This window comes from Ectorhizobium quercum, from assembly GCF_026552795.1.
In the GTDB taxonomy this organism is placed as follows: domain Bacteria; phylum Pseudomonadota; class Alphaproteobacteria; order Rhizobiales; family Rhizobiaceae; genus Ectorhizobium; species Ectorhizobium quercum.
Map to the genome: position 1 here is coordinate 299586 of NZ_JANFPI010000003.1, position 24099 is coordinate 323684.

The window sequence follows — 24099 nt, forward strand, 5'->3', positions numbered from 1 at the left end:
CCATATCCGCCCTTCGGAGAGGATTTTTCCGTCGTGTGCTTATATTTTGGCGGAAATGCCTGAAATTTGTTCTCAAGATGATGAAGTTTATAACTTTCCCGAGGTCCGCAGGAATTGCCCGAAACCGGGCGGCACGTGCGTGGCGCCGTCGCGCACGACCGGCGTTCCGCGCACCAGCACCGTTTCGGGCCAGCCCTGGATGGTCCTGCCCGCGAACGGCGTGTAGCCGGTGCCGTCATGGATCATCGCGTCGGCAAGCGTGACGCGGGTCTCGGGATTCCAGAGAACCAGATCCGCATCGGCCCCGACGGCGATCGTGCCCTTGCGCGGATGCAGGTTGTAGGTCTTGGCCGGCGTCGTCGCCGTCAGGTCGACCATCCGGTTGAGGCTGATGCGGCCTTGCAGGGCCTGGTCGAACATCAGCATCATCCGGGTTTCGAGCCCCGGCATGCCGTTGGCGATCTGCTTGAAGCTCGCCGTCGGCCCCGCCCTCAGCTTGCCGGTGGCGTCGTGGCGGAAGGGCGCGTGATCGGAAGAGACGATCGTCAGGTCTCCGGCTGCAAGCCCCTGCCACAGCGCCTCCTGGTCGGATGTCCGGCGAAGCGGCGGCGAGCACATCCACTTCGCGCCCTCCATGCCCGGCTTGTCCATGTCGTCGGCGGTCAGCAGCAGATAGTGGGGACACGTCTCGGCGAAAATGCGGACGCCCCGCCGACGCGCCGCTGCAATGAGCGCCAGCCCCTCGGAGGTCGAAACATGAAACACGGTGACGGGCTGGTCCATATATTCGCACAGCGCGATGAGCCGCCCGATCGCCTCGGCCTCGGCCTCGCGCGGATGGGCAAGCGCCTGATATTTCGGCGCGGTGCAGCCCGCCTCGATCAGGCGCGCGGACGCCCAGGCGATCATGCTGTGGTTTTCGGCGTGGACGCAGATCATCGCGCCTTCTGCCTTCGCCAGTTGCATGAGCGAAAGGATCGCCGCATCGTCGACGATCAGGGGATCGTAGGTCATGAACAGCTTGATGGAGCCGTGGCCGTCGCGCACCAGCCGGGGAAGCTGCGCAAGGTTGCGCTCCCCCGCATCGGTCACGATCATGTGGAAGGCGTAGTCGATCATCGCGCCGGCCTCGGCCCGGCGGTGATAATCCGCGACGACCTCGGCCAGATCCATGCCGCGGTGCTGGGCCGCGAAGGAGATGATGGTCGTCGTGCCCCCGAAGGCCGCCGAGCGCGTGGCGCTTTCGAACGTGTCGGCATTCATGATGCCCGCCGCCGTCATCTGCTCGACATGGCAATGGGTGTCGACGCCGCCCGGGAGAACGTATCGTCCCTCCGCGTCGATCGTTTCCCGTCCCGCAAGACCGCGGCCGATGGCGGCGATGGCCCCGTCCCGCACGCCGATATCCGCCCTTGCGGTGTCGGAAGCCGTGACGACCGTGCCGTTTCGGATGACCAGATCGAAAACAGAGGTTTCCATGCGCGATTACTCCTGAGCCTGCCGGAACGGCGAGAGCGGCCTGCGAAGGCCGAGATGTTCCCGCAACGTGGTGCCGACATAGGCGTCGTGCATCAAGCCCCGTTCCTTCAGGATCGGCACGACGAGATCGACGAAATCCTCCAGATCCCGGCTCATGACGGGAGCCATGACATTGAAGCCGTCGGCCGCACCCTCTTCGAACCAGCGCTGCATCTCGTCGGCCACCATTTCCGGCGTGCCGACGATGGACAGGAAGCCGCGCGCCGCGGTGGTCTTCTGGTAAAGCTGCCGGATGGAGAGATTCTCGCAGCGCGCCATGTCGATCAGGATCTGCCGCCGGGTCTTGCCGCCTTCGGTTTCCGGGATGTCCGGTAACGGCCCGTCGAGGGGATAGCCAGACAGGTCGAAGCCGCCGAACAGGTCGCGGAGCTGGGCGAGACCGACGGCGGGGGGAACGAGTTCCTGCAATTCCTGTTGCCGTGCCTCGGCCTCCGCAAGGGTCCGCCCGATCGTCGGCACGATGCCGGGCAGGATGCGCAGTTCGTCGGGCGCCCGACCATGCGCAGCCATGCGCCCCTTCAGGTCGGCATAGAACGCCTGGGCGGCCTCGATGGTCGGCTGGGCCGTGAAGACCAGGTCGGCGGTCTTGCTGGCAAGCTCGCGCCCGGCTTCCGACGAGCCGGCCTGCACCATGACCGGATGCCCCTGCGGCGAACGCGGAACGTTGAGCGGCCCCTGGACGGAGAAATACTTGCCCTTGTGGTTGAGGCGCCTCACCCTGTCCGGATCGAAATAAAGCGCCGTCTCCTTGTCGCGCGGAAAGGCGTCGTCGTCCCAGCTATCCCAGAGGCCGCGGACCACTTCGGCGAATTCGTCGGCCCGGGCATAGCGCTCCGAATGCGGAATCTGTGCCGCGAGGCTGAAATTCCGGGCCTCCGATTCCGTTGTCGACGTCACGAGATTCCAGCCGGCGCGCCCGCCGCTGATATGGTCGATGGAGGCGAAAAGCCTGGCCACCGTATAGGGTTCGTAATAGGTCGTGGAGGCCGTGGCGACCAGCCCGATCCGCGAGGTGCTCACGGCAAGGGCGGTCAGAAGCGTCAGCGGCTCGAGTATGGCCGAGCGCGACATATGCTTCATGGTGTCGACTTCCCAGTCGCGCCATCCCGCGGCGTCGGCCAGAAAGACGAGATCGAACGTACCGCGCTCGGCGATGGTGGCCAGTTTCACGTAGTGCCGCAGCGAAAACTCCGAATCCGGATCGGTCGAAGGATGACGCCAACCCGCCTGATGATGGCCGAACCCGTGTAGGAACGCTCCGAGTGCCAGCTTTCTTGCCATATCCGCTCACCCCGTATTTGGAAGGAAGTTTCTCTTGCGGCCGCTTGCGCGCGACGATATTATACAATTGATATACAAACGGCATAATATGCAATAGTTTTTGAGCGTCGGCGTCCGGCGGCAAGGGAGAAGTCAGATGGAAAGCGCCAAACAGCGCCTGCGGAACTGCTCTGTGGCAACGATCGTGGCGGTTCTCTTCAAAAAGGGGCTGGCCACGCGCTTCATGTCCGGCCTGAAGCCGCTCACCGGTGCGGAGGGACGTATCGTCGGCGAGGCGTTCACGGTGCGCACCATCCCTGTGCGGGAAGACATGCGCGCGGCGGTGGCCCGCGGCGAGACGCCCAATCTCCACCGGAAGGCGCTTGCCGAAGTCGCCGATGGACAATGCGTCGTCTTCGACGGCGGCGGCATTGCCGATGCGTCTCCGCTCGGCGACATCATCGCGCTTTCCCTGAAGATGCGCGGCATTGCGGCTTTCATCACCGACAGCGGCGTCAACGACCTGGCGGGCATCGCCGCCGCCGGATTGCCCGTTTACGGCCTTGGCCCGGCGGGCGTGCCGGGAAGCTCGCGCTTCCAGGTCGTGGACTGGAACGTGCCTGTCGGCTGCGCGGGGGTCGCGGTCTATCCGGGGGACATCATCGTGGCCGACGAGATGGGCGCGGTCTGCATTCCCCGCGACCTTGCGGAGACGGTCGCCGAGGAAGCCGGGGAGCAGGAACGGCTGGAAGCCTTCCTCGTCGAGAGAATTGCGGCGGGTGCCCCGCTCGAAACGACATATCCGCCCGATGCGGAAACGCGCCGCGCCTATGCGGAATGGTGCAAGACCCGACAGCCCTGAATATCAACGAGCATGCCCGGTCCGGCCGTTGGTGCAGCCATGCCCGGCGCCGGACAGAAAGCGGAGTGAATGTCTGCCCACAGGATCAACGAGAAGACCCGCGGTGTTTATGTCATTTCCGTCACGCCCTTTCGCGATGACGGCAGGCTGGATCTGCAAAGCGTCGAAAGTCTGATGCAGTTCTATCTCGATGCCGGCGTGGACGGCATCGTCATCCTCGGCATGATGGGCGAGGCCGGCAAGCTCGGGGACGAGGAAAGCAGGATCTTCGCCAGAACGGTCTTCGAGGTGGTGGACGGCCGCGTGCCCGTCGCTGTCGGAGTGAGCAATGCCGGCCTTGGCAATCTCGTTGGTCTGGCGCATGACGTCATGGAGATGGGTGCGGCCGGCGTGATGGTCGCTCCCCTCAATTCCCTGCGCACAGACGCCCAGATCGCCGCCTATTTCACGGCGGTCTGCGCCGGCCTCGGCGAAGACGTCCCGGTGATCCTCCAGGACTTTCCGCTGGCGACCACGGTGCAGATGTCGCCTCCCCTCATCGACCGGCTTGTGGAAGACCTTCCGCAGATCGCCATGCTCAAGCACGAGGACTGGCCCGGCCTCAACAAGCTGACGGCGCTGCGCGAGACGGAGGCATCCGGCCGCCGCCGCCGCATCAGCATTCTGACGGGCAATGGCGGCCTGCACCTGCCGCAGGAACTCGACCGGGGCGCCGACGGCGCGATGACCGGCTTCTGCTTCCCCGAGATGCTGGTAGAGGTTTGCGCGGCACATGCCGCAGGCGACAGGGACCGGGCCGAGGATATCTTCGACGCCTATCTGCCCCTGGTCCGCCACGAAGCGCAACCGGGCCTGGGCCTTGCCTTCCGCAAGGAAGCGCTGCATCGCCGCGGGGCGATCGCCAGTCCCTTCGTGCGCCAGCCCGGCCCCAAATTGACGCGGTCGGACATGAAAGATATGGACAGACTTATCGATCGCGTCCACAGGCGCCTGGAAAAGCTCGAAGGCTGATCGACAGGCAAATCCGGCATGAGGAGGCAGAGGGTGAAATCGGCGGGCGAACGGGTGACAGAGGCGAAGGACGATAGCGGCGCGCATTCCGGCTCGCTTGTGCAACTCGCCTATAGCACCGTGCTGGCGAAGATCCTCGACGGCAGCCTGGCCGGGAACCAGCTGATCTCCGAGGGGAAGCTGGCGTCCGATCTAGGCCTGTCGCGCACGCCGATGCGCGAGGCGATCGGGCGGCTGGAAGGCGAAGGCCTCGTCGTCCGCAACGGACGCTCGCTGGCCGTTCAGACATTGACGCTGAGCGACTACCTCGAAATTCACCACATGCGCCGCCTGCTGGAGACCGAGGCGGTAGCTCTTGCCGTCGAGCATCTTGCCCCGGAGGCTTTGCAGGATCTTCGCCAGGCCGTTCTGGGTATGGAAGAAACCGTGAGCCCTGTCGACCACTGGACCCTGGACGATCGCATTCACAATATGATTGCCGAGGCAAGCGGCAGCAGGCTGCTCGCCCGTACGATCGCGGATTTGCGGCGGCGTACGCGCCTGTTCGATCGCAGCCGGATTCCAAGCCGCTTCCATCCCGGGCGCCAGGAACACCTCAGGATGATCGATACGCTCCTGGCCAAAGACAAGGCCGGCGCCGTGGAAGCCATGCGGATTCATCTCGATGGCGCGAAGAACGCCATTTTGAACGAATTCAACAAATTCGGCTGAGGCTCAGGCCGGTCTGCCGGCGACTATGCCGCCCACGCCACCAGGGCATTTCCCGAAAAATACGCAGCTGTTCTGCGCCCGGAAATGCTGCGGCCGTGCCGAGCCTCACGCGCGGCCGGCCTCGCTCTCGTCGAGCCGGCCCCGGATCCAGGCATGCGCGGCCGCCAGCGTCTTGGCGGCCATGCCCGTTCGGAAGCGGATGAAGCCGTGGGGCGCATCCGGCACAACATGCAGTTCGACCTTCGACGTCTCTCGCCATCTTTCGGCCAGCCGCAACGTATCGTCGAGCAAGGGATCGCGCTCTCCGACGAGCATCAATGCCGGGGGAAAGCCGCCGAGGTCGCCATAAAGGGGCGATAGCGGCGGTTGCCGGCGCCCGGCGTCGCTCATCCCCGGTGTCAGCTTCCGCAGGTCGGCCACCATGCCCGGTCCGTCGAGAAGGAGCGTGTCGGGCCCGGCCCGCCGGACACTGTCCGTCCCGGCCAGATCGTAAACGCCATAATAGAGAACCGCGCCCGCCACATTGCGGAGCAGGCCGGGCCACCGCTTCAGTTGCAGGAGCGTGGCGGCCGCGAGATGGCCGCCGGCGGATTCGCCCACGACGATGACGGGAAGGTCTCGATATTCGGGCATGCCGCCGGCCAACAGCCACCGCGCTGCCGTCAGGCAGTCCTCCATGATCTCCCCGATCGGCGCGCGCCAGGCGAGACGGTAATCCACCGAAACCACGGCGACGTCGCAGGCCCGGATCATCGCCACGTTCAGCGCATCGTTCATCCGCGCATTCCCGATCACCCAGCCGCCGCCATGAATGTCCAGCACCACGCCCCGCACGCGGCCTTGGGGACGAAGCACGCGCACGCCCACCTCCTTGTCGCCAGCCCCGACGCGGCGTTGCTCGACCGACAGGCCGGCCTTCCTCGCCGCGTGATCGCTTCCAAGCTGCGAAACCCGCAGGAGCGACTGGACCAGCATCGGAACGAACCGGTGGCGGACGCTGAAACGAGGAGCAAAGGCCAGTTTTCGATTGAACCGCCTCATTTCGGCAAGGTCGTTTTCGTCGATATGAAGCATAGGCAACGGTCGAGGTCCAAAGAGAGCGGGCAAGGATTGGCAAAACGGCCGCACGCAAAAACAGTTTCACACTTTTGCCGGAAATGCTCTCATTTTGAAGCGGGCCGGTCGACCTGAACCCGTAGCACCTCCGTCCGCCGCAACCCTGATCGGGCGAAGCCGGAACCGGCCGCCCGATCAGGGTTGCGGCAGGGCCTGCGGTGCAACCCGAGCCTGTCCGCCACCGCGTCCTCGCTACCTGTCCCATTCATTTATTTCATAATAAGAAATATAAAACAGAACAACGATAAGGACAGCCGTTCCCGTTACGGTTTTTCTGGAAAATTCCATAGAATATCCCTGTAGTTTCCTCCGTGGATTATGATATACTGAAGACATACATAAAATATTCAACATTATGAAAAAAGGGGAACCAATGAAAACCTTAGCCAAAGCATTCTCCCTCGCCGCCTTCCTTGCAGCGTCGGGCTCTGCCGCCCAGGCCGGGAAAGCCGACGATACGCTGGTGTGGGTGACCAATATCGAAGCCAGCATCCCGCTCGTCTGGTGGGAAAACCTCGTCGATATCGCGGCGATGATGCAGCATACGATGGACACGCTCGTCTATCGCAATCCGGAGACGATGGAGTACGAGCCGCTTCTGGCCACGGAATGGACGCGGATCGACGACCGGACGCTCGAATTCAGGCTCCGCCCCGGCGTCACCTTCCATGACGGCAGCGCCTTCGATGCCGAGGATGTCGTCGTGAGCTATTCGAAGCTCATCGATCCGGCCACCAAGGTGATGAATGCGAGCCTGGTTAACTGGATGGAGCAGATCGAGAAGGTCGACGACATGACCGTCCGCATCGTCTCGAAAGCGCCCTTCCCGGCAGCCCTAGAATTCCTGGCAAGCACCCGGATGGGCATCATGCCCTCGGAAGTCTGGCTCAACCCGCCGAAAACCGCCGACGGCCAGCCGGATTACGCGCATATGCCGGTGATCGGCACCGGCCCCTACCGGATGACGAGCTTCACGCCCGGCGGCGACATGGTGCTGGAGCGCAACGAAGCCTATTTCGACGGACCGAAGGGCCAGCCGGCCATCGGCCGGGTCGTGATGAAGACCATTCTCGACACGGAAACGGCGCTTGCCGAACTCATGGTCGGCTCGGTGAACTGGGTCACAGGCATGCAGCAGGATTCGGCCGACCAGATGCGCGAAATGCCGGGCGTCACCGTCATCGACGGGCCTGACATGCGAATAAGCTATCTCATGCTCGATGCCACCGGCAGGAGCGGCGACACGCCGGTCAAGGACATCCGCGTCCGTCAGGCCATCGCCCATGCCATCGACAAGGAAGGGATTGCCAAAAGCCTTGTCGGCCCGGCCAGCCAGGTCCTGAACGCCGGCTGTTATCCGACCCAGGTCGGCTGCACGCAGGACGTCATAAGCTATGCATACGATCCCGAGAAGGCCAAGGCCCTGCTGGCCGAGGCCGGCTATCCCAACGGGATCGAGATCGAGATCGACGCCTACCGCGACCGCTACCTGCTGGAAGCCATCGTCGGCAATCTGCGCGATGTCGGCATCCGGTCGAGCATCACCATGCTGCAATGGGCCGGCCTGCGGGCGGAGATGGACAATTCGAAGATCGAGGTCGTGCAGACCAGCTGGTCCTCCTCCGGCCTGAACGACGTTTCGGGCATCGCGAGCGTGCTTTTGAAGATGACTTCCGACGATTATTGCCAGAGCCCGGAGGTCAAGGCGCTGCTCGACAAGGGTGACACCACCATCGATCCGCAGGAGCGCAATGCGGCCTACAAGGCAGCACTGCAAAAGGTTCAGGAAGAGCTGTGCTGGGTTCCGCTTTACGCCCATTCCAAGCCCTATGCGTTCAGCGAGGAGCTGAACTTCGTACCGACCGCAGACGGCTTCCCCCTCTTCTTCCTGTCCAGCTGGAAGTGAGCGTTCGAGTGATCATCCCGGCGGCGGGCGGCCCCCAGCCTGCCGCCGCCACCCGACTTTCGAGGAAATCCCATGACGAAACTGCTCATTACCGGCGCTCAGGTCATCACGATGGACGAGACGGCCGGCATCCTTCCCCGCGCCGACGTCCTGATCGAAAACGACAGCATCGTCGCCATAGGTCCGGATATCGCTGACGGGAATGCCGAGCGCATAGACGCCGCCGGCGCCATCGTGATGCCGGGGCTCGTCAACGCCCACCAGCACACCTGGCAGGGCTCGATCAGGGCCATCGGCGCGGACTGGCAGAGCGGCGATTATTTCCGCAAGGTCCATATGGGCCTTTCGCCCTGCTATTCGCCCGAGGACACCTATATCGGCACGCTCGTCGGCGCGCTGGCGCAGATCGAGGGCGGCACCACCACGCTTTTCGACTGGTGCCACAACAATGCCACGCCCGCCCACACCGATGCGGCCATCGACGCGCTCGCGGAATCCGGTCTTCGCGCCGTCTTCGGCCACGGAACGGTCAAGCCGAAGCCGAAGCCCGGCGAGCCGCATTTTTCCACCATCCCGCATCCGCGCGGCGAAATCGAACGGCTGCGCAAGGGGCGTCTTTCCTCCGATGACGCGCTGGTCACGCTGGCGGCATGCATCCTCGGGCCGGACTATTCCGGCATCGAGGTGTGCCGCCAGGATTTCCGCATGGCGCGCGATTTCGGTCTGCTGTCCTCGGCCCATATCTGGGGCCTCCCCAACCGGCTCGTTCCCGACGGCTATCTCGCCATCGCCCGGGAGGGGCTGCTCGGCCCCGATCACAACATCGTCCATGCGAACTATATCGGCGACGAGGAATTGAAGGTCATCCTCGATTCCGGCGCCTCCCTGACCTCCACGCCGGGCGTGGAGCTTGGCAGCCACCCCGTCGAGCCGCTGGTCGGCCGTATCCTGCGCATGGGCGGGCGGCCTTCGATCGGTCCGGATACCGAGGTCGATTGCCCCGGCGGGATGCTCGAAGCCCTGCGCGTCTCTCTGCTCGGCGCCCGGCTCTGGAACACGCTGGAAGCCGACAAGCGGCTTGCGGAAACCGGCGGCGATACACAGGAGCGGGAGGTGGCGCTGCCGAGTTCGCGCGTCACCGGCAAGCCGGTCGCCTCTCTCGACGCCCTGCGCTGGGCGACCATCGACAATGCCCGCGCCCTCAGGCTCGACCACAGGATCGGCTCGCTGGTGCCGGGCAAGCAGGCCGACCTGATCGTCATCCGCCGCGACAGCCTCGCCATGATGGGCACGGTCGATCCGGTGCAGGCCGTGGTGCATTTCGCCACCGCGGCGGATGTCTCGGACGTGATCGTCGCCGGGCGGCTTTTGAAGCACCGGGGCGAACTGCCGGGCATCGACCGCGCCACGCTCGCGGCGAAACAGGCGGCCTCGGCCGAACGGCTCTTCGCCGCCTTTCCGGAGGCGCTTACCTGATATGAAAACGGCGGCCGGAAAACCACCGGCCGCCGTTCCCCGGCCTCAATCCTTCCAGCGCGCCGTATAGAAGAGCGGAAAGCCATCCTGCGTCGGATGGAAATCGAGCTTGTCGGAATAGGCGTAGAGCTTGGCATAGGTGTAGAGCGGCACCCAGCAGACCTCGTCGGCGATCATCCTGAACGCCTCGGCATAGGCGGCCTTGCGGGCATCGGGATCGACGGTGGTGTCTCCCTTTTCCAGCGCCGCGGCGATTTCGGGGCTCTGGCACAGGTCGTCGGGCTGCATCTTCAAAAGCACGCTCGCCGAACCGATCACGTCGTTCAGACCGGAGGAGGCCCAGGTGCGCAACGCCGCCGGCAGCCGGTTGTTGACGATCTCCTCGCGCAGGCCGACCCATTGCATGTAGCGGAGGTTGACCGGAATGCCGACCGACCGCAGATAGCCGATCACCGCCTCGGCCTGCGGCCGTTCGCGATAGGCGCCGAGCGGCAGGGTGAAGCCGTCCGCATACCCGGCTTCGGCCAGCAGCGCCTTGGCTTTTTCGGGGTCGTATTCGTAGCGCGCCACGTCGTCGGTGCAGCCGACCTGCGTCGGGAAGCAGGCGGCGTCGATCACCTTCGCGCCCGGCCCGACCAGCGCGGACGCGATGGCCTGACGATCGATGGCGTGGGCGATGGCGCGCCGCACGCGCACGTCCTTCAAGGGCTCGAGCCCCGCCCGCGCGGTCCGGTCGAGGGCGATATAGGCGAACCGCAGGTCCGGGCCCTCGACCACTTCGAGTTCCGGCATGGCGGAAAGCTGCTCGGCCATGTCCGGCGGCACGTCCATCAGCCAGTCGACATTTCCGACCATCAGTTCGGCAAGCCGTGTCTCCTGGTCGGGAATGGTCCGGAAGACAATGGTCCCGATGGCGGGCTTGCCCTTCGGGCCGTCGAAATAGGCTTCGTTGCGCGTCAGCGTGAAGCTCTCGCCGGGACGGAACTCCGTCATCCGGTAAGGGCCGGTGCCGACGGGCAGCAGCTTCGTATAATCGCGTGTCCCGTCCGCGGCCGTGGGCAATCCCGCCCAGGCCTCGGACGGCAGGATCACGTCCCGCGAGCCGGCGAGGAATTCGAGCGCCGCCGGATAGGGCTTGGCCATGTGGATGCGGATGCGGTATTCGTCCAGCTTCTCGACGCTTTCCACCCAGTTGACCAAGCTCGCATTCAACACCTTGGCGGCGGGATCGGTCAGATGGGCGAAGGTGTCCACCACATCGTCGGCGCCGAAGGGCGTGCCGTCATGGAAGGTGACGCCCTCCCGCAGCACGAACTCCAGCGTCCGATCGTCGACCCAGCTCCAGCTCGTGGCCAGCAGCGGCTCATATTCCAGCGTTTCCGGATTGCGATAGACCAGCGTATCGAAGACATGATGCATGGTGGTGGCGATCTCGGATGTCGTGTCCCACCAGACGAAGGGCAGGTTCACCTCCCTGTCGGTCGACCAGACCAGCGAATTATCCGCCGGCCCGGCCAGCGCGGTGCCGGAAAGCAGGGTCAGCGCCACGGCGGCCGCGCGAAGCGGCTTGAAGGTTCGGGAGATCATGTCAGTTTCCCCTGTCGATGATTGTTCCGGGTTCCAGAAACCGCACGTCCGGCAGGCCCTTTTCAGGCTCCGGGGTGAGGATCGAGGCAAGGAGCAGGCGCGTGTAGTCGGTGCGGGGACGGGCGAAAAGCTCCGATGCCGGGGCGCGTTCCAGCACGTCGCCGCGATACATCACCATGACTTCCGAGGCCATGTGCTCCACCACCGCGAGATTGTGGCTGATGAGCACGTAGGTCAGCTTCAGTTCGGTGCGCAGCTCTTGCAGCAGGTTGAGGATCTGTGCCTGGATCGAGACGTCCAGCGCCGAGGTCGGCTCGTCGCAGATCAGAAGCTGCGGGCTGGAGATGAGCGCACGCGCAATCGCCACGCGCTGGCGCTGCCCGCCCGAAAGCTGGGAGGGATAGGCCGTCGCCAGCCGTTGCGGCAGGCCGGTCAGGTCCATCATCCGCCGCACCTCGGCAGCGATCTGCGCCGCGCCCAGCCGCCGGCGGATGCGCAGGGGCAGGCTGATGATCGTTTCGATCGATTTGCGCGGGTTGAGCGAGAGATAGGGGTCCTGGAAGACGGGCTGGACGAAATCCGCCAGTTCCGGACGGTCGATATCCTGCAAATCGCGCCCGTCCAGCTTGACGGTGCCGGAGGACGGCCGGTCGAGGCCGGCGATGATGCGGGCGAGGGTGGACTTGCCGCAGCCGGATTCACCGACGATGCCGAGAACGCCGCCGCGCGGCACATCGAGGCTGACGCCCTTGACCGCATGCATTTCCGTCGTCGGCCGGCCGAAACCCTGGCGCATGCGGAAGATCCGGTGAACATCGCGTGCGACGAGAAGCATGTCTTCCTTCATGCGCCGATCTCCTCAGGCGTCCGCAGGCATTCGTATCTGTGGCTGGGGCTTTCATGCCGTTCAACGGTGCGCGTGACGCATTCGGGCGCGGTGAAGCGACAGCGATCGCGGAAGCTGCAACCGGTCTGCGGCCCGATGAGCGAGGGCACGACGCCGGGGATCGCGCCGAGCGGCGTGCCGGGCGCAGTGCGGCCCGGAACCGGGATACAGTCGAGCAGCGCCCGCGTATAGGGATGGCTCGGACGGCGGAACACCTCGGTCACGGGGCCGCTTTCGACGATGCGGCCCGCATACATCACCGCCACCTTGTCCGCGAAGCGGGCGACGAGGCCGAGATCGTGGGTGACGAAAACGAGGCCCATGCCGATGTCACGCTTGAGGTCCTGAAGCAGCCGGAGGATCTGCATCTGGATGTTTACGTCCAGCGCGGTCGTCGGCTCGTCGGCGACCAACAGATCCGGGTCGCACATCAGCGCCATCGCGATCATCACCCGCTGGCGCAGGCCGCCCGAAAGCTGGTGCGGATATTGCCGCAGGCGCTCGGCGGCATTGGTTATGCCGACCTTCTCCAGCATCTCCACCGCTCTCGCCCGCGCGGCCCTGCGGCCGGCGGGGCGGTGGCGCATGAAGACCTCCTCCAGCAGGCTGCCGATGGTGAAGCTCGGGTTGAGGCTCGTCATCGGATCCTGGAAGATCATCGAGATCCGGTCTCCCCTCAGCCGCTGCCAGCCTTTTTCCGAAAGGCGGGTGATGTCCTCACCGTCGAAACGCATCGCCTCGCTGGAAACGCTCGCCTTTCTGGGAGAGAGGCCGAGCAGGGCCTGCGAGGTGAGCGACTTGCCGCAGCCGGATTCGCCGACGATGCAGAGCGTCTCGCCCTTCTCGACCGTGAAGCTCACACCGCGCACGGCATGCAGCATTCCGGCGGGCTGCGGGATGTCGATGCGCAGGTTCGCGATTTCGAGCAGGCTCATGACCGTCCCTCCGGCGCGTTGACGTCGCGAACGCCGTCTCCGAGCAGGTTGACCGCCAGCACGAGGATGAAGAGCGCCGCGCCGGGAATGGCGATGATCCAGGGGCGGAAGAACATATGCGTCTTGCCCTCGGCGATCATCAGCCCCCAGGACGGGGTCGGCGGCTGCACGCCGAGGCCGAGGAAGGAGAGCGCCGCCTCGAACAGGATCGCCTGGGCGATTTCCAGCGTCGCCACGACGATGAGCGGCCCCATGACGTTCGGCATCACCTCCGTCAGCAGGATACGCTGCGCCGAACAGCCGGCGGCCCGCGCCGCGGCGAGATAATCGAGGCCGCGGATCTGCTGGGTCGCCGCACGCATGACCACCGCGAAGCGGTCCCATATGAGAAGGCCCAGGGTCCAGATGACGACGGTGAGCGACCCGCCGACCAGCGCCACCACCACCAGCGCCACCAGCATGGCGGGAAGCGCCAGCCGCACATTGACGAGGAAGGTGACGACGAAATCCACCCGGCCACCGTAATAGCCGGCCAGAACCCCCATAGTCGTGCCGATCAGGGCGGCGACGGCGGTGGCGCCGAAACCGATCAGCAGCGAGATGCGCGCGCCGTAGAGCAGCCGGGCGAAATAGTCGCGGCCAAGCGCGTCGGTCCCCAGCGGATGGCTCCACGAACCGTCGGCGTGCCAGACCGGCGGCACCAGCCGGCGTGCCAGGTCCTGAAAATAGGGATCGTGCTGGGCGATGAGCGGCGCCAGCAGGGCCAGAACGCAGATGATCGCCAGCGTCGTGCCGCCGATCAACAGGCCCGCATGGCCGAAGATGCGCCGCCGCAGAATGGCGCCGGCGGTCGGCATGGTCGGCTGGATGACGGAAGAAGGAATGGTGTCGGAAGGAAGTGCAACCATGTCAGCTCACCCGGATTCGCGGGTCGAGCCACGCGTTCAACACATCGGCCAGAAAGGTCAGCGCCAGATAGCTCACCGAGACGATCAGAACGAGCGCCTGCATCATCTCCAGATCGGTCCTCTGGATCGATTGCCAACCGAGCCTTCCCAGCCCGTTCATGGAAAAGACGCTCTCGACGATGATCGAGCCGGAGAGCATGAAGCCGAGCTGGACCGCCGTCAGCGAGACGACGGGGATCAGCGCGTTGCGCAGCGCATGGCGGAAGATCACCCGGCGCGTGCCGAGCCCCATCGCCCGGGCGGTGCGGATGTAGTCGCTATCCAGCACCTCGATCATGCCCGCCCGCGTCAGGCGCATGATCGCCGGCGTCGAGGCGTATCCGAGCGCTATGGCGGGCAGGACGTAATGCTGCCAGGTGGCGTCGCCCGAGATCGGCAGCCAGCGCAGGTACACCCCGAACACGAGGATCATGAGCAACGAGAAGAAGAAGTTGGGCAACGCCTGCCCGACCACCGCGAAGGACAGCGCCAGCCGGTCCACCGACGAATTGCGCCGGATCGCCGCGAGGATGCCGAGCGGAATCGCCAGCACGAGCGCGATCGCCAGCGCCGCCAGCGCCAGCCGGAGCGTGACCGGCAGCCGCTCGGCGACGACGTCGACGACCGGCCGCTGCAATATGTTGGAGAAGCCGAGATCACCCTGGGCGACGTCCTTCAGCCAGCCTGCATATTGCAAGACGAGCGGACGGTCGAAGCCGTAGTCGGCCCGAACCCTGGCGATCTCTTCGGCGGAAGCCTCTGCCCCCGCAATGGCGACGGCGGGATCGCCGGCGAGGCGCATGAGCGCGAAGGTGATGATCGAAACGGTCACGAGCACGAGCAACGTCAGACCGAGACGTCTGGATGTGTATGTCAGCATACGTTTTCCGTATTGTGAAATTATTTCCCTCTGGTGTAGGAAGGTTCCGGGAGATTATGGTCTATGTCAACAATTTTTCGCCCAAAAAAGCAAAATTTCCCTTGCATGTCCCAAAATGTCGGGCAGTCTTCAAGAACAGACCAAGAGAGTGGCTTATATAATTTCATAAGGTGAAATAATTAGATGGCAAAAATCCTGATCCACTCCGCCGCGATCGTGTCCGTCGATCCGGACATCGGAAACCTCTCCCGCGGCGACATCCTGATCGAGAACGACCGCATTCGCGCCGTGGGCGCCGATCTCGGCGTCGAGGATGCCGAAACGATCGACGGCAGCGGCATGATCGCCATCCCCGGCCTGGTGAACGCGCATAATCATCTCTGGCAGACGGTGATACGCGGCATCGGATCGAACTTCACCGGATCGGACTATTACGATTATCTCCACGCCGGCGCCGCGCCGCGCTTCACGCCTGACGACCTTCGGGCCTCGGAACTGGCGGGCGGGCTTGCCCAGATCGATATGGGCACGACCACGGTTTTCGACTGGTGTCACAACAACCCGACGCCGGATCATACCGATGCTGCCATCGACGGGCTTGCGGCCTCGGGCGTCCGGGCGCTGTTCGGCCACGGCTCGGTGAAGCCCAAGCCTCAGCCGGGCCAGCCTCATTTCTCACAGATTCCGCATTCGCGCGCCGAAATCGAACGGCTGCGCAAGGGACGGCTTGCCTCCGACGATGCGCTCGTCACGCTCGCCATGTGCATTCTGGGACCGGATTATTCGACGATCGATGTCTGCCGTGAGGATTTCGCCCTCGCCAGGGAGATGGGGCTCGTTTCCAGTTCGCATGTCTGGGGCCGGCGCAACCGGCTGAACCCCGGCGGCTATCTCGATCTCCGGCGCGAAGGGCTTCTGCCCGAGGGGCACAACGCCGTGCATGCGAACTACATTCCCGACGAGGAGATCAGGGCGCTGGTCGACGCGGGCTGCACCATCACCGCAACGCCGATCGTCGAGATCCGCGGGCACGGTCGCCCGCCGCTCGTCGGGCGGGTCGCCGCCCAGGGGGGACGTCCCTCGATCGCCAACGACAGCGAGGTGGGCGTCACCGGCTCCATGTTCGAAAGCCTGCGCATCGCCTTGCAGGTGCAGCGCCTCTTCGACAACGTGCAGACGCAACGCGAACTCGACGAAGGCACCAACCCGGAAGCCGCCGCCTACGAGGAACGGAACCTCAAGACCATCGGGACCGGCGGCGGCGTCATGCAGCGCGACCACATTTCCACCGGCGAGGGACTGAAATGGGCGACGATCAACAATGCCCGCGTCCTGGGCATGGAAGACCGCATCGGCTCGCTGACCCCGGGCAAGCAGGCGGACATCGTTCTCCTGCGCAGGACGGACTGGAACATGGCCCCCGCGCTCGATCCGGAAAATGCGGTGGTGATGTTCGCCCATCCGGGCAATGTCGACACGGTGCTGATCAACGGCGTGGTGAAGAAGCGGGCGGGGCGGCTGGTGGATACGGCGACCGAGGCAAAGGCCCGGGCGGAAATCCTTCAGCGCGGGGCGCGACTGATGGCGGACGCCGGCTATCCCCATCTCGCATGGTGACGCCGCAATGACCGACGCAACCGCGACACGGCGGACGATCCGGCTGATGGCGTTGACCGCCGGAGCGGTGGTCGCCAACAACTATTATAATCAGCCGCTTCTCGGAGAACTCGCAAGCACCTTCGCGATTTCGCAGCGCCAGGCGGCGATGATCGCCAGCTGGACGCAACTCGGCTATGCGACGGGATTGCTTCTGCTGCTGCCGCTCGGCGATCTCCTTGAGCGGCGCAAGGCCATATCGGTGCTGATGCTGCTGTCCTGCGCCATGCTGATATGCTTTGCCGTCGCGCCGGGGTTCCCGGCGGTCGTGATCCTGGGGGCGCTGCTCGGCTTCGTCAGCGTGGTGCCGCAATTCCTGCCGCCGATGGCCGCCCAGCTCGCGCCGCCGGGCCAGGCGGGCCGGGCGATCGGCACGGTGATGTCGGGATTGCTGCTCGGCATCATCCTGTCGCGCTTCGTCGGCGGTGCTGTCGGCGGGCTTTTCGGATGGCAGTCCGTCTACCTGATCGCCGCCGGACTGATGCTCGTCCTGCTGGTGGCGTTGCGCCGCTCGCTTCCCGTGATGCCGCCGGCCTATACGGGAAGCTACGCAAGCCTGATGCGGACGCTCGCGGGGCTGGTGTCGCGCCACGGCACGTTGCGGCGGATCGCACTGGTCGCCGCCTTGCAGTTCGGCGGCTTCAGCCTGTTCTGGACGACGGTGATCTTCCAGCTCGGGCCCGAATGGGGAGGAAGGGCGCCCGCGATGGCCGGATTCCTCGCCCTCGCCGGCGCGATGGGCGTCCTTGCCGCCCCCTATGCGGGCAGGCTCGCCGAAAGCATGCCGTCGCGCAGCGTGATCACGGTCAGCGGCTCGCTGATGTCCCTCGCCTTCCTGACGATGGCGCTGGGGGACGGATTCTTCTGGCTCATTCCGGCGGTCATTCTCCTCGACCTGGGCATGCAGGTCAGCCATGTGAGCAGCATGGCGGAGGTGCTGGCGCTCGAGCCGGCCGCCGCCAGCCGGCTCAACACCGTCTACATGGTGGTCCGCTTCCTCGGAGGAGCCCTGGGAACCCTTGCGGGAAGCCAGGCCTGGCATTACCAAGGGTGGATCGGCGTCTGCGCGCTTGGTCTCGCTGTCACGCTGTGCGCCCTGCTCGTCAATCATCTCGGCCGGGGCGACAAGGTGAAGGTCAAGCCTGCCGAATAACGCACCGGAACGGTTTGCCGCCGGGCAAAACCAGCAGGAGAAGGCAAGGGTTGCCGAACGTGTCGCTTGAAAACAAATCCGAAACGGTTTCCGCCCGCAGGCTGGAGCCGGCCGACGTGACGCCAGACCGCACCAGCGTGTCGATCGACGATGCGCCGCCGAAGATCGCACCCGCCCGCTCCTCTTCCGCCACCCCGCGCGAGGAAGAGGACGGCACGCTGATACAATCGGTCGACCGTGCGCTGACCCTGCTGGAACTGCTTGCGGACGCGCCGCAGGAACTGCGGCTTCAGGATCTGGCCCGCATGGCGAATCTGAAAACGCCGACCTGCCACCATATCCTGAACACGCTCGTTGCCCGCGGCTATGCGAGCAAGCTCGCCCAGCCCCGCAGCTATTATCTCGGCCCGAGGGTCGCCGAGCTCGCCGCCATGCGCGGCACCCGGTTCGACATCGTGCGCGAGGCGAGGCCGATCCTCCAGCGGCTGCACGCCGAAGCCCATGCCCGCGTCCGGCTTGCCGGCTTTTCCGGCACGGCGCTGACCGTGCTCTGCCAGTTCGGCGAGGACGGCGAACCGACCGAGGATCTGTCGTCCGCTGCCCATGCGACCGCGCTCGGCAAAGCCATCCTCGCCTGGCTGCCGGAGACGGAAATCGCCCGCGTGGTGGCCGACCGGGGCCTGGTGGCCTTCACAGCCAACACGATCGACAATCTCGGCGATCTGGTCGAAAGTCTCCGACAGGTGCGCCGACATGGCTTTGCGGTCGAGGATCGCGAGTTCCGGTCCGAAACCGTCGCCATCGGCTGCGCGATCCGCGACAGGTCGGGCGCCGTCGTCGGCTCGATCAGCGGAGATTTGCAGCCGGCCCCGCCCGATCACGAGCGGCTGCGGATATTGCAGACCCTTATCAGCCGTTCGGCCAGGGAGCTTTCCGCCCTCGTGCCCTAGATAACCGAACCGACGTCCGGCACGCAGCGCAGGCTCGCTCAGGCACAAAGCTTTATGATTGAAATGATGGCGGCTGGTGGAAAGCGGCGGGCGTGTCCCACCGGAATGGCAATCGCGCCATGACGCGACCGGTTTCGACGGCGCTCATATCCGGGAAATCAATTCCTTCGTCGCGACGATCTCGAACTGCTCCTCGCCGACCTTTTCCACCTTGCGGCCATCGGAGAGGGCAAATTCAACCTCGTCTTTCCCGCCCGGGAGGCTGCGCATCTGGACGACCGTATAAACGACGCCGGTGTCGCCCCGCGCCCGGAATGTTGTGCTGCGCATGGTATCACGCATGGGAAGGCCTCGTATCGTTCATCCGGTTCGGTTACTGCGCCTTGATGGCAATCGGCCCGATGGGCGCGACGTTGGGAAGCACGAGCATGATATCGGCCGCATCCGCGGGAGGAGCGGCAAACGCTGCCTTCCAGTCGCCGACGCGCGGATTCTTTTCCGGAGCGTAGTTAAACTTGAGCCTGAGTTCGCCGGGTGCGGCCACTTTGCCGTTTTCGCGGCGCAGGAGAAAGCGCTCGCCGCCGGATGACAGGTAGATGGCACCGTCGATCGCATCGTCCGGCAGCTTCTCGTAGACGATTTCGCCGGAATAGCCGGCATAGTCGGTTTCGAAGCGCAGTTCGATCCTCACGGTATCGCCCTGCCTGACGGCCTTGCGAACGGTGGCCCAGGCTTTTCCGCTTCCGGTCAGGGCACGGGCATCGTCGCCGGCATGGGCGAGAGCGCAGGAGATCAGGGAGATCAGAACGGTGGCCAGCAGGCCGCGAAAGGGTGACATGGCGCGTCTCCAGCAGAATGGGGCTGGAAAGGGCCGCGTCCCGGCCCTTTCCGATGGGCGGACCTGCCTGTGGCGCCCGCCGCAGGCAGGTCCGGTTGCGTCAGAGACCTTCGCCGTCCTTGATGCCGAAGGCGTTCAGGGCCGCGCGGAACACGTCGGTGTTGTCGACATAGACCTGGTTTTCTTCCGGCACGTCATAGGTGGCGAGGCCGGCATCCTTCTTGGCATTCGTCACAAAATAATCGGCACCGGCACCGTGGGCGTAGAGCGGCACCAGCTCACGCGTATGGGTATCGCTGTTCCAGCGCACCAGAGGCAGGGCACCCGCGCCCTGATTGATGACGGGGCTATAGGCGTTGACGTTGGAATCCGGCCCCTGCAACAGGCCGTTGCCGTGGTCGGTGGTGACGATCACCAGCGTTTCATCCCAGGAGCTTTCCTTCTCGACCCATTCGACGACAGCCTCCACGGCCTCGTTGAAGTCGATCTGCTCCTCGATCAGGCGCGGCAGGTTGTTGGCATGGGCGGCCCAGTCGACGGCGCCGCCCTCGACCATCAGGAAGAAGCCCTTGTCGTTCTTTTCGAGGACGTTGATCGCGCCCCTGGTCAGGGTGGCGAGGTCCGGCGTGTTGGTGAGCAGGTTGCCGGCGGTCACGCCCGGACGATTGAACTGAAGCGTCTCGATGTTCTGCACCGTGCCGATCACCTTCGACTTGTCACCGAGGTTGAGCTTGCCGGCGGCCAGCGCCTCGAAATCGGCCTTCGTCTCGATATGGGCGTATTCGGTCTGGCCGCTCGTCAGGCGTTCCCAGGTTTCCTTCCCTCCGACGAAGCGGAATGCCTTGTCGTCCGGGTTGGAAATCTGCGTGCCGTCGCCCTTGTAGTAGGGATGGCCCGTGCCCATGACGACGGTTGCCAGACCGCTGTCGACGACTTCCTTGCCGAGGCCTTCATAGTCGTTGCGGCTGACATTGTGGCCGAGGAAACCGGCGGGCGTGGCATGCGTCCATTCGACCGAGGTGACGACGCCGAGCGACCGGCCCGATTCGACCGCGTATTCGCCGATATGCTTCAGCTTCTCCCCGGTGTTCGACCAGTTGATGGCGTTATTGTAGGTCTTCGTGCCGGACGCGAGCGCGGTGGCGGCGGCGGCGCTGTCGGTGTAGTCGGCGCGGCTGTAGTCGTAGCCGGCGAAGAAGCCCTGATAGTTGCCGAGATTGCCCTCGAACACCGTGTCGACCCCGGTCTTGTCCCAGAGCTTGGACGGGTCGAACGTCACGGCCCCGTCATTGGTGTTGGTCGGCTCGTTGGACGTGTTCAGCGGATGGGTGGAGGCGAAAACCTTGACGTCGAAATCGTCATAGGCCTCGTGACCGAGCGCACCGTGACGGAAGTAGCTGGCCGCCCTCCAGGTTTCCATGCCGGCGCCGTCCGTGATCAGCACGATGACGTTCTTGGCCTGCGGGCTCTGCGCCAAAGCCGGCGACACCAATGCGGAGGCAAGGCAAAGGCCGAGTGCAATCTTCTTGAGAATGGTCATGATCTCTCTCCAGAAACGTGGGAATTCGCTACTGGAAGGGATGTATTGTAACGACATTACACAAACATGACAGCAGGCCCGGCACTCTCGAATGATGACGGCAACGCTCGCCGGGCTCCGGCCCGTCTCGCCGTGCCCGGGAGTTCCAGGTGGTGGCGAGCCGATGGGCCGCTATCTGTCCGCTGCAACCCCCGGGTGACACCGGTCATCGGGCCGGTTCACCGCCCCACGACATCCGGGCCGGGCGGCGCGGCACGGTCAACCGCAAACGGCAAAACGGCTTTCGATCTCCTCGATCGTTCCGGGTTTCGCCACCGGCGGATGCGGCCCGGCGGCATGGTCCCGGAACAATATGCCGGTGCTTGCCTCGTCTCCGGCAAGAACGGCGGCGAAAGCCGCGGCCCGGTCGTCCTCGACGGTCTTCGCCGCCGGCGCCGAACTCGCCTTCCAGCTGAATTTCTCGGGACGAAAGGCCACGCAAGGGCTCAGGACCTCGATATAGGCGAAGCCCGGCCAGCGCAGACCCTCGACGATCAGCTCCGCGAGTTCCCGCGACCGGCCGGAAAAACCGCGGGCGACGAAGCGCGCGCCGGCCGCAATTGCCAGCGCCACCGGATTGACCGGCCGAAGCCCGAGCCCGCCGGGGGCGATGTCGCTATCCCAGTCGGCCTCGGTCGTCGGCGAAGGCTGGCCCTTGGTCATGCCGTAGACGCGGTTGTCCATGACGATATAGACCATGTTCAGGTCGCGACGGCAGGCGTGGACGAAGTGGTTGCCGCCAATGGAATAGCCGTCGCCGTCGCCACCGACGGCGATCACCTCCAGATCGGGGCGGGCGAGCTTGAGGCCGGTCGCAAACGGCAGAGCCCGGCCATGCACGCCGTGAAAGCCGTAACAGCTCGTATAGGCCGGCAACCGCGACGAACAGCCGATGCCGGACACCAGAACGATGTCATGCGGCGGGCGGCCATGCATTGCCAGCGCATGTTCGAGCGCTGAAAGCACGCCGTAATGGCCGCAGCCGGGACACCAGATCGGCGTCGCGCCGGACTGGAAGTCCAGCGGCTCGAAGGCCGGTTTCTCAGCAGGCCGCTCCATTGTCAGGTCCGTGGTCATTGTCGTGTCTCCTTCTCGGCCAGGACGGCGGCGATTTCGCCGGGGCGGAACGGCAGCGGTCCCGGACGCGCGAAACTTTCGGCATCGGGCTGGATCGCCCTTTGCCCCAAAAGGTAATGGTAGAGCTGCGCGCCGTGGTTCTGCTCCATCACGATCACCCGTTTCACCCCGTCGAGCGCTTGGGCGAGGGCTGCGAGCGGCAGGGGCGAAATCACCCGAAGCCCGATGACGCGCGTCGGCTGGCCGGCGGCGGTCAGCCGTTCCGCCGCCGCCTGCGCCGGGCCGATGCCGGAGCCGAAGGTGAGGATCGCCGTTTCCCCGTCGCCGAGGACGTCGCCCCAGAGCGGGCCGGGGTCGAAGCTTGCGATCTTGCGCGCCCGCTTGTCGATCTGGGCGGCATGCATGCGCGCGCCGCTCACCGGAATGCCGGTTTCGTTGTGGGTCAGGCCCTCGCCCACCCATTGTCCGCCCGGCGTGCCCGGAAGCGGCATCGGCGTTACCGGATCGCCGCTCGTCGCATAGCGCCTGAACGGCTCGTCCTCCGGCAGGTCCGTGCGTCGCGCAAGCGCCGGCGGCCGGTCGGGCTTCGGGTCGATGACGGTCGGCGACAGGCCGAAGGACTGATCCGACAGCACGATGACCGGCGTCTGGTAGCCCTCGGCGAGATGAACCGCCCATTCGCCGGTGAACAGGCAATCGCGGATGGATGTCGGTGCCAGCACGATGCGGGGCGCATCACCATGTCCGCCGAAGACGGCGATGCCGATGTCGCTCTGCTCGGTCTTCGACGGCAGGCCGGTCGAAGGCCCGCCGCGCATCACGTCGATGATCACCGCCGGAACCTCGGCGGCGACCGCAAGACCGATGGTCTCGCCCATCAGCGACAGGCCGGGCCCGGACGTGACCGTCATCGCCGGCGTGCCGCCATAGGAGGCGCCGAGCACCATGTTGATGGCCGCCAGCTCGTCCTCGCCCATCGTCAGCCGTCCGCCGAGCCTGGCGAGCCGCGGTGACATCCATTCGACGAGATCGGTCGAGGGCGTGATCGGATAACAGCCGACGAAGCGGATGCCGCCGCGCAGCGCGCCCATCGCCAGCGCCTCGTTGCCGGAGATCAGCCAGCGGGCCGCCGGCTGCGGCGGATCGAGCCGCATCGCCTCGCCAAGCGCCGCGCCGGCGGCGAGCCCCGCCTCGAGCGAGGCGGCGTTGTCCCTGGCGACTTCGGCCCCCTTGCCGGAAAACATGCCGGACAGCACGGCATGGACCTTGGCGGCCGGCAGTCCGAGCAGCGCCGCCGCCAGACCGGCGGCGAAGATGTTGACGTGCCGTCCCCGCAGCGCCTTTTCGAGCGGGGTGGCGTCGGCCGGGCCGAGCCCGACAGGAACGACCCGCCCGCCCGACGCGGCGATGCTTTTCGGCACCGGTCCGCTTCTCGGGTCGCAAAGGATGACGGTTTCGCGGCCGAGAGGAATTTCAGTGGCGAACTGGGCCGCATTCGCCCAGTCGAGGGCGATGAAGAGGTCGTAGCGGTCGGGCTGACAGATGACGGGGCCGGTCGAGACCTGCACGAGCGAGGCCGCTTCGCCGCCGCGCACCTGCGCGCCGAAAAGCTTGCTCATGGCGCCGTAGTAGCCCGCCTCGGCCGCGGCGGACAAAATGAGCTGTCCGGCGCTCATCGCACCGGCGCCGCCGCTGCCGGAAAAGACCAGGGCAAGAGAAGAGCGGGTCAT

Annotated in this window: 21 protein-coding genes; 8 read left to right on the forward strand and 13 right to left on the reverse strand. The window is 65.3% G+C overall.

All coding sequences use genetic code 11. The features are described 5' to 3' along the window. Window positions 1-87: 87 nt before the first annotated feature. Both hydA and NOF55_RS09960 read right to left on the reverse strand, forming a co-directional pair. The gene (gene hydA / locus NOF55_RS09955; RefSeq protein WP_306411219.1) at window positions 88-1479 is read right to left on the reverse strand and encodes a dihydropyrimidinase; all 1392 of its coding nucleotides are present in this window, start codon (window positions 1477-1479) and stop codon (window positions 88-90) included. A 6-nt stretch (window positions 1480-1485) separates the two neighbouring features. Continuing rightward, on the reverse strand, window positions 1486-2820 hold the full coding sequence (locus tag NOF55_RS09960; protein ID WP_306411220.1) for an LLM class flavin-dependent oxidoreductase: 1335 nt from the start codon (window positions 2818-2820) through the stop codon (window positions 1486-1488). Between the two features lie 136 nt (window positions 2821-2956). On the opposite strand from NOF55_RS09960, the gene NOF55_RS09965 reads away from it, so the two are divergent. From NOF55_RS09965 to NOF55_RS09975, 3 genes are all read left to right on the forward strand, one after another. Further along, a complete protein-coding gene (locus tag NOF55_RS09965) occupies window positions 2957-3661 on the forward strand; it encodes an RraA family protein (RefSeq protein WP_306411221.1) in 705 nt (234 codons plus the stop codon). A gap of 69 nt (window positions 3662-3730) precedes the next feature. Next, window positions 3731-4672 (forward strand): dihydrodipicolinate synthase family protein, encoded by a 942-nt coding sequence (locus NOF55_RS09970; RefSeq protein ID WP_306411222.1) that lies wholly within the window; start codon window positions 3731-3733, stop codon window positions 4670-4672. 33 nt (window positions 4673-4705) lie between these two features. Next, a complete protein-coding gene (locus tag NOF55_RS09975) occupies window positions 4706-5383 on the forward strand; it encodes a GntR family transcriptional regulator (protein ID WP_306411223.1) in 678 nt (225 codons plus the stop codon). Window positions 5384-5488: 105 nt separating this feature from the next. Here the strand turns inward: NOF55_RS09975 and NOF55_RS09980 are convergent, their stop codons facing one another. After that, entirely contained in the window at window positions 5489-6457 is a 969-nt protein-coding gene (locus tag NOF55_RS09980) for an alpha/beta hydrolase (RefSeq protein ID WP_306411224.1), read from the reverse strand. A gap of 415 nt (window positions 6458-6872) precedes the next feature. Between NOF55_RS09980 and NOF55_RS09985 the strand changes: the two genes are divergently transcribed. Next, entirely contained in the window at window positions 6873-8405 is a 1533-nt protein-coding gene (locus NOF55_RS09985; RefSeq protein ID WP_306411225.1) for an ABC transporter substrate-binding protein, read from the forward strand. A 72-nt stretch (window positions 8406-8477) separates the two neighbouring features. Continuing rightward, entirely contained in the window at window positions 8478-9881 is a 1404-nt protein-coding gene (locus NOF55_RS09990; protein WP_306411226.1) for an amidohydrolase family protein, read from the forward strand. Window positions 9882-9926: 45 nt separating this feature from the next. On the opposite strand, the gene NOF55_RS09995 is transcribed toward NOF55_RS09990, so the two are convergent. Genes NOF55_RS09995 through NOF55_RS10015 form a run of 5 tightly spaced genes read right to left on the reverse strand, consistent with a single transcriptional unit; the run spans window position 9927 to window position 15116 of the window. Next, complete coding sequence (locus tag NOF55_RS09995; protein WP_306411227.1) at window positions 9927-11468, reverse strand: ABC transporter substrate-binding protein; 1542 nt, start codon at window positions 11466-11468, stop codon at window positions 9927-9929. Between the two features lies 1 nt (window position 11469). Then, window positions 11470-12315, reverse strand: a complete 846-nt coding sequence (locus tag NOF55_RS10000; protein ID WP_306411228.1) for an ATP-binding cassette domain-containing protein — start codon at window positions 12313-12315, stop codon at window positions 11470-11472. After that, window positions 12312-13289, reverse strand: a complete 978-nt coding sequence (locus tag NOF55_RS10005) for an ABC transporter ATP-binding protein (RefSeq protein ID WP_306411229.1) — start codon at window positions 13287-13289, stop codon at window positions 12312-12314. The genes NOF55_RS10000 and NOF55_RS10005 overlap by 4 nt, the downstream gene beginning before the upstream one ends. Then, window positions 13286-14197, reverse strand: coding sequence for an ABC transporter permease (locus NOF55_RS10010; RefSeq protein WP_370868965.1), 912 nt, complete (start codon window positions 14195-14197; stop codon window positions 13286-13288). The genes NOF55_RS10005 and NOF55_RS10010 overlap by 4 nt, the downstream gene beginning before the upstream one ends. 1 nt (window position 14198) lies before the next feature. Then, window positions 14199-15116, reverse strand: a complete 918-nt coding sequence (locus tag NOF55_RS10015) for an ABC transporter permease (protein WP_306411230.1) — start codon at window positions 15114-15116, stop codon at window positions 14199-14201. Between the two features lie 183 nt (window positions 15117-15299). Between NOF55_RS10015 and NOF55_RS10020 the strand changes: the two genes are divergently transcribed. The 3 genes from NOF55_RS10020 to NOF55_RS10030 are packed head-to-tail and all read left to right on the forward strand — an operon-like array spanning window position 15300 to window position 18875. Then, complete coding sequence (locus NOF55_RS10020; protein ID WP_306411231.1) at window positions 15300-16733, forward strand: amidohydrolase family protein; 1434 nt, start codon at window positions 15300-15302, stop codon at window positions 16731-16733. 7 nt (window positions 16734-16740) lie between these two features. Continuing rightward, window positions 16741-17925 (forward strand): MFS transporter, encoded by a 1185-nt coding sequence (locus NOF55_RS10025; RefSeq protein WP_306411233.1) that lies wholly within the window; start codon window positions 16741-16743, stop codon window positions 17923-17925. 59 nt (window positions 17926-17984) lie between these two features. Next, window positions 17985-18875, forward strand: a complete 891-nt coding sequence (locus NOF55_RS10030) for an IclR family transcriptional regulator (RefSeq protein WP_306411234.1) — start codon at window positions 17985-17987, stop codon at window positions 18873-18875. A gap of 144 nt (window positions 18876-19019) precedes the next feature. On the opposite strand, the gene NOF55_RS10035 is transcribed toward NOF55_RS10030, so the two are convergent. The 5 genes from NOF55_RS10035 to NOF55_RS10055 all read right to left on the reverse strand — a co-directional run bounded on the left by NOF55_RS10035 (window position 19020) and on the right by NOF55_RS10055 (window position 24099). After that, on the reverse strand, window positions 19020-19217 hold the full coding sequence (locus NOF55_RS10035; RefSeq protein ID WP_306411235.1) for a hypothetical protein: 198 nt from the start codon (window positions 19215-19217) through the stop codon (window positions 19020-19022). 31 nt (window positions 19218-19248) lie between these two features. Then, window positions 19249-19713, reverse strand: coding sequence for a hypothetical protein (locus tag NOF55_RS10040; protein WP_306411236.1), 465 nt, complete (start codon window positions 19711-19713; stop codon window positions 19249-19251). 100 nt (window positions 19714-19813) lie between these two features. Next, entirely contained in the window at window positions 19814-21253 is a 1440-nt protein-coding gene (locus NOF55_RS10045) for an alkaline phosphatase (protein ID WP_306411237.1), read from the reverse strand. 258 nt (window positions 21254-21511) lie between these two features. Further along, window positions 21512-22369 carry a thiamine pyrophosphate-dependent enzyme gene (locus tag NOF55_RS10050; protein ID WP_306411238.1) on the reverse strand — a complete coding sequence of 286 codons (858 nt, stop codon included), beginning with the start codon at window positions 22367-22369 and terminating at the stop codon, window positions 21512-21514. After that, window positions 22366-24099: a 2-oxoacid:acceptor oxidoreductase subunit alpha gene (locus tag NOF55_RS10055; RefSeq protein ID WP_306411239.1), complete on the reverse strand. Its 1734-nt coding sequence runs from the start codon at window positions 24097-24099 to the stop codon at window positions 22366-22368. The genes NOF55_RS10050 and NOF55_RS10055 overlap by 4 nt, the downstream gene beginning before the upstream one ends.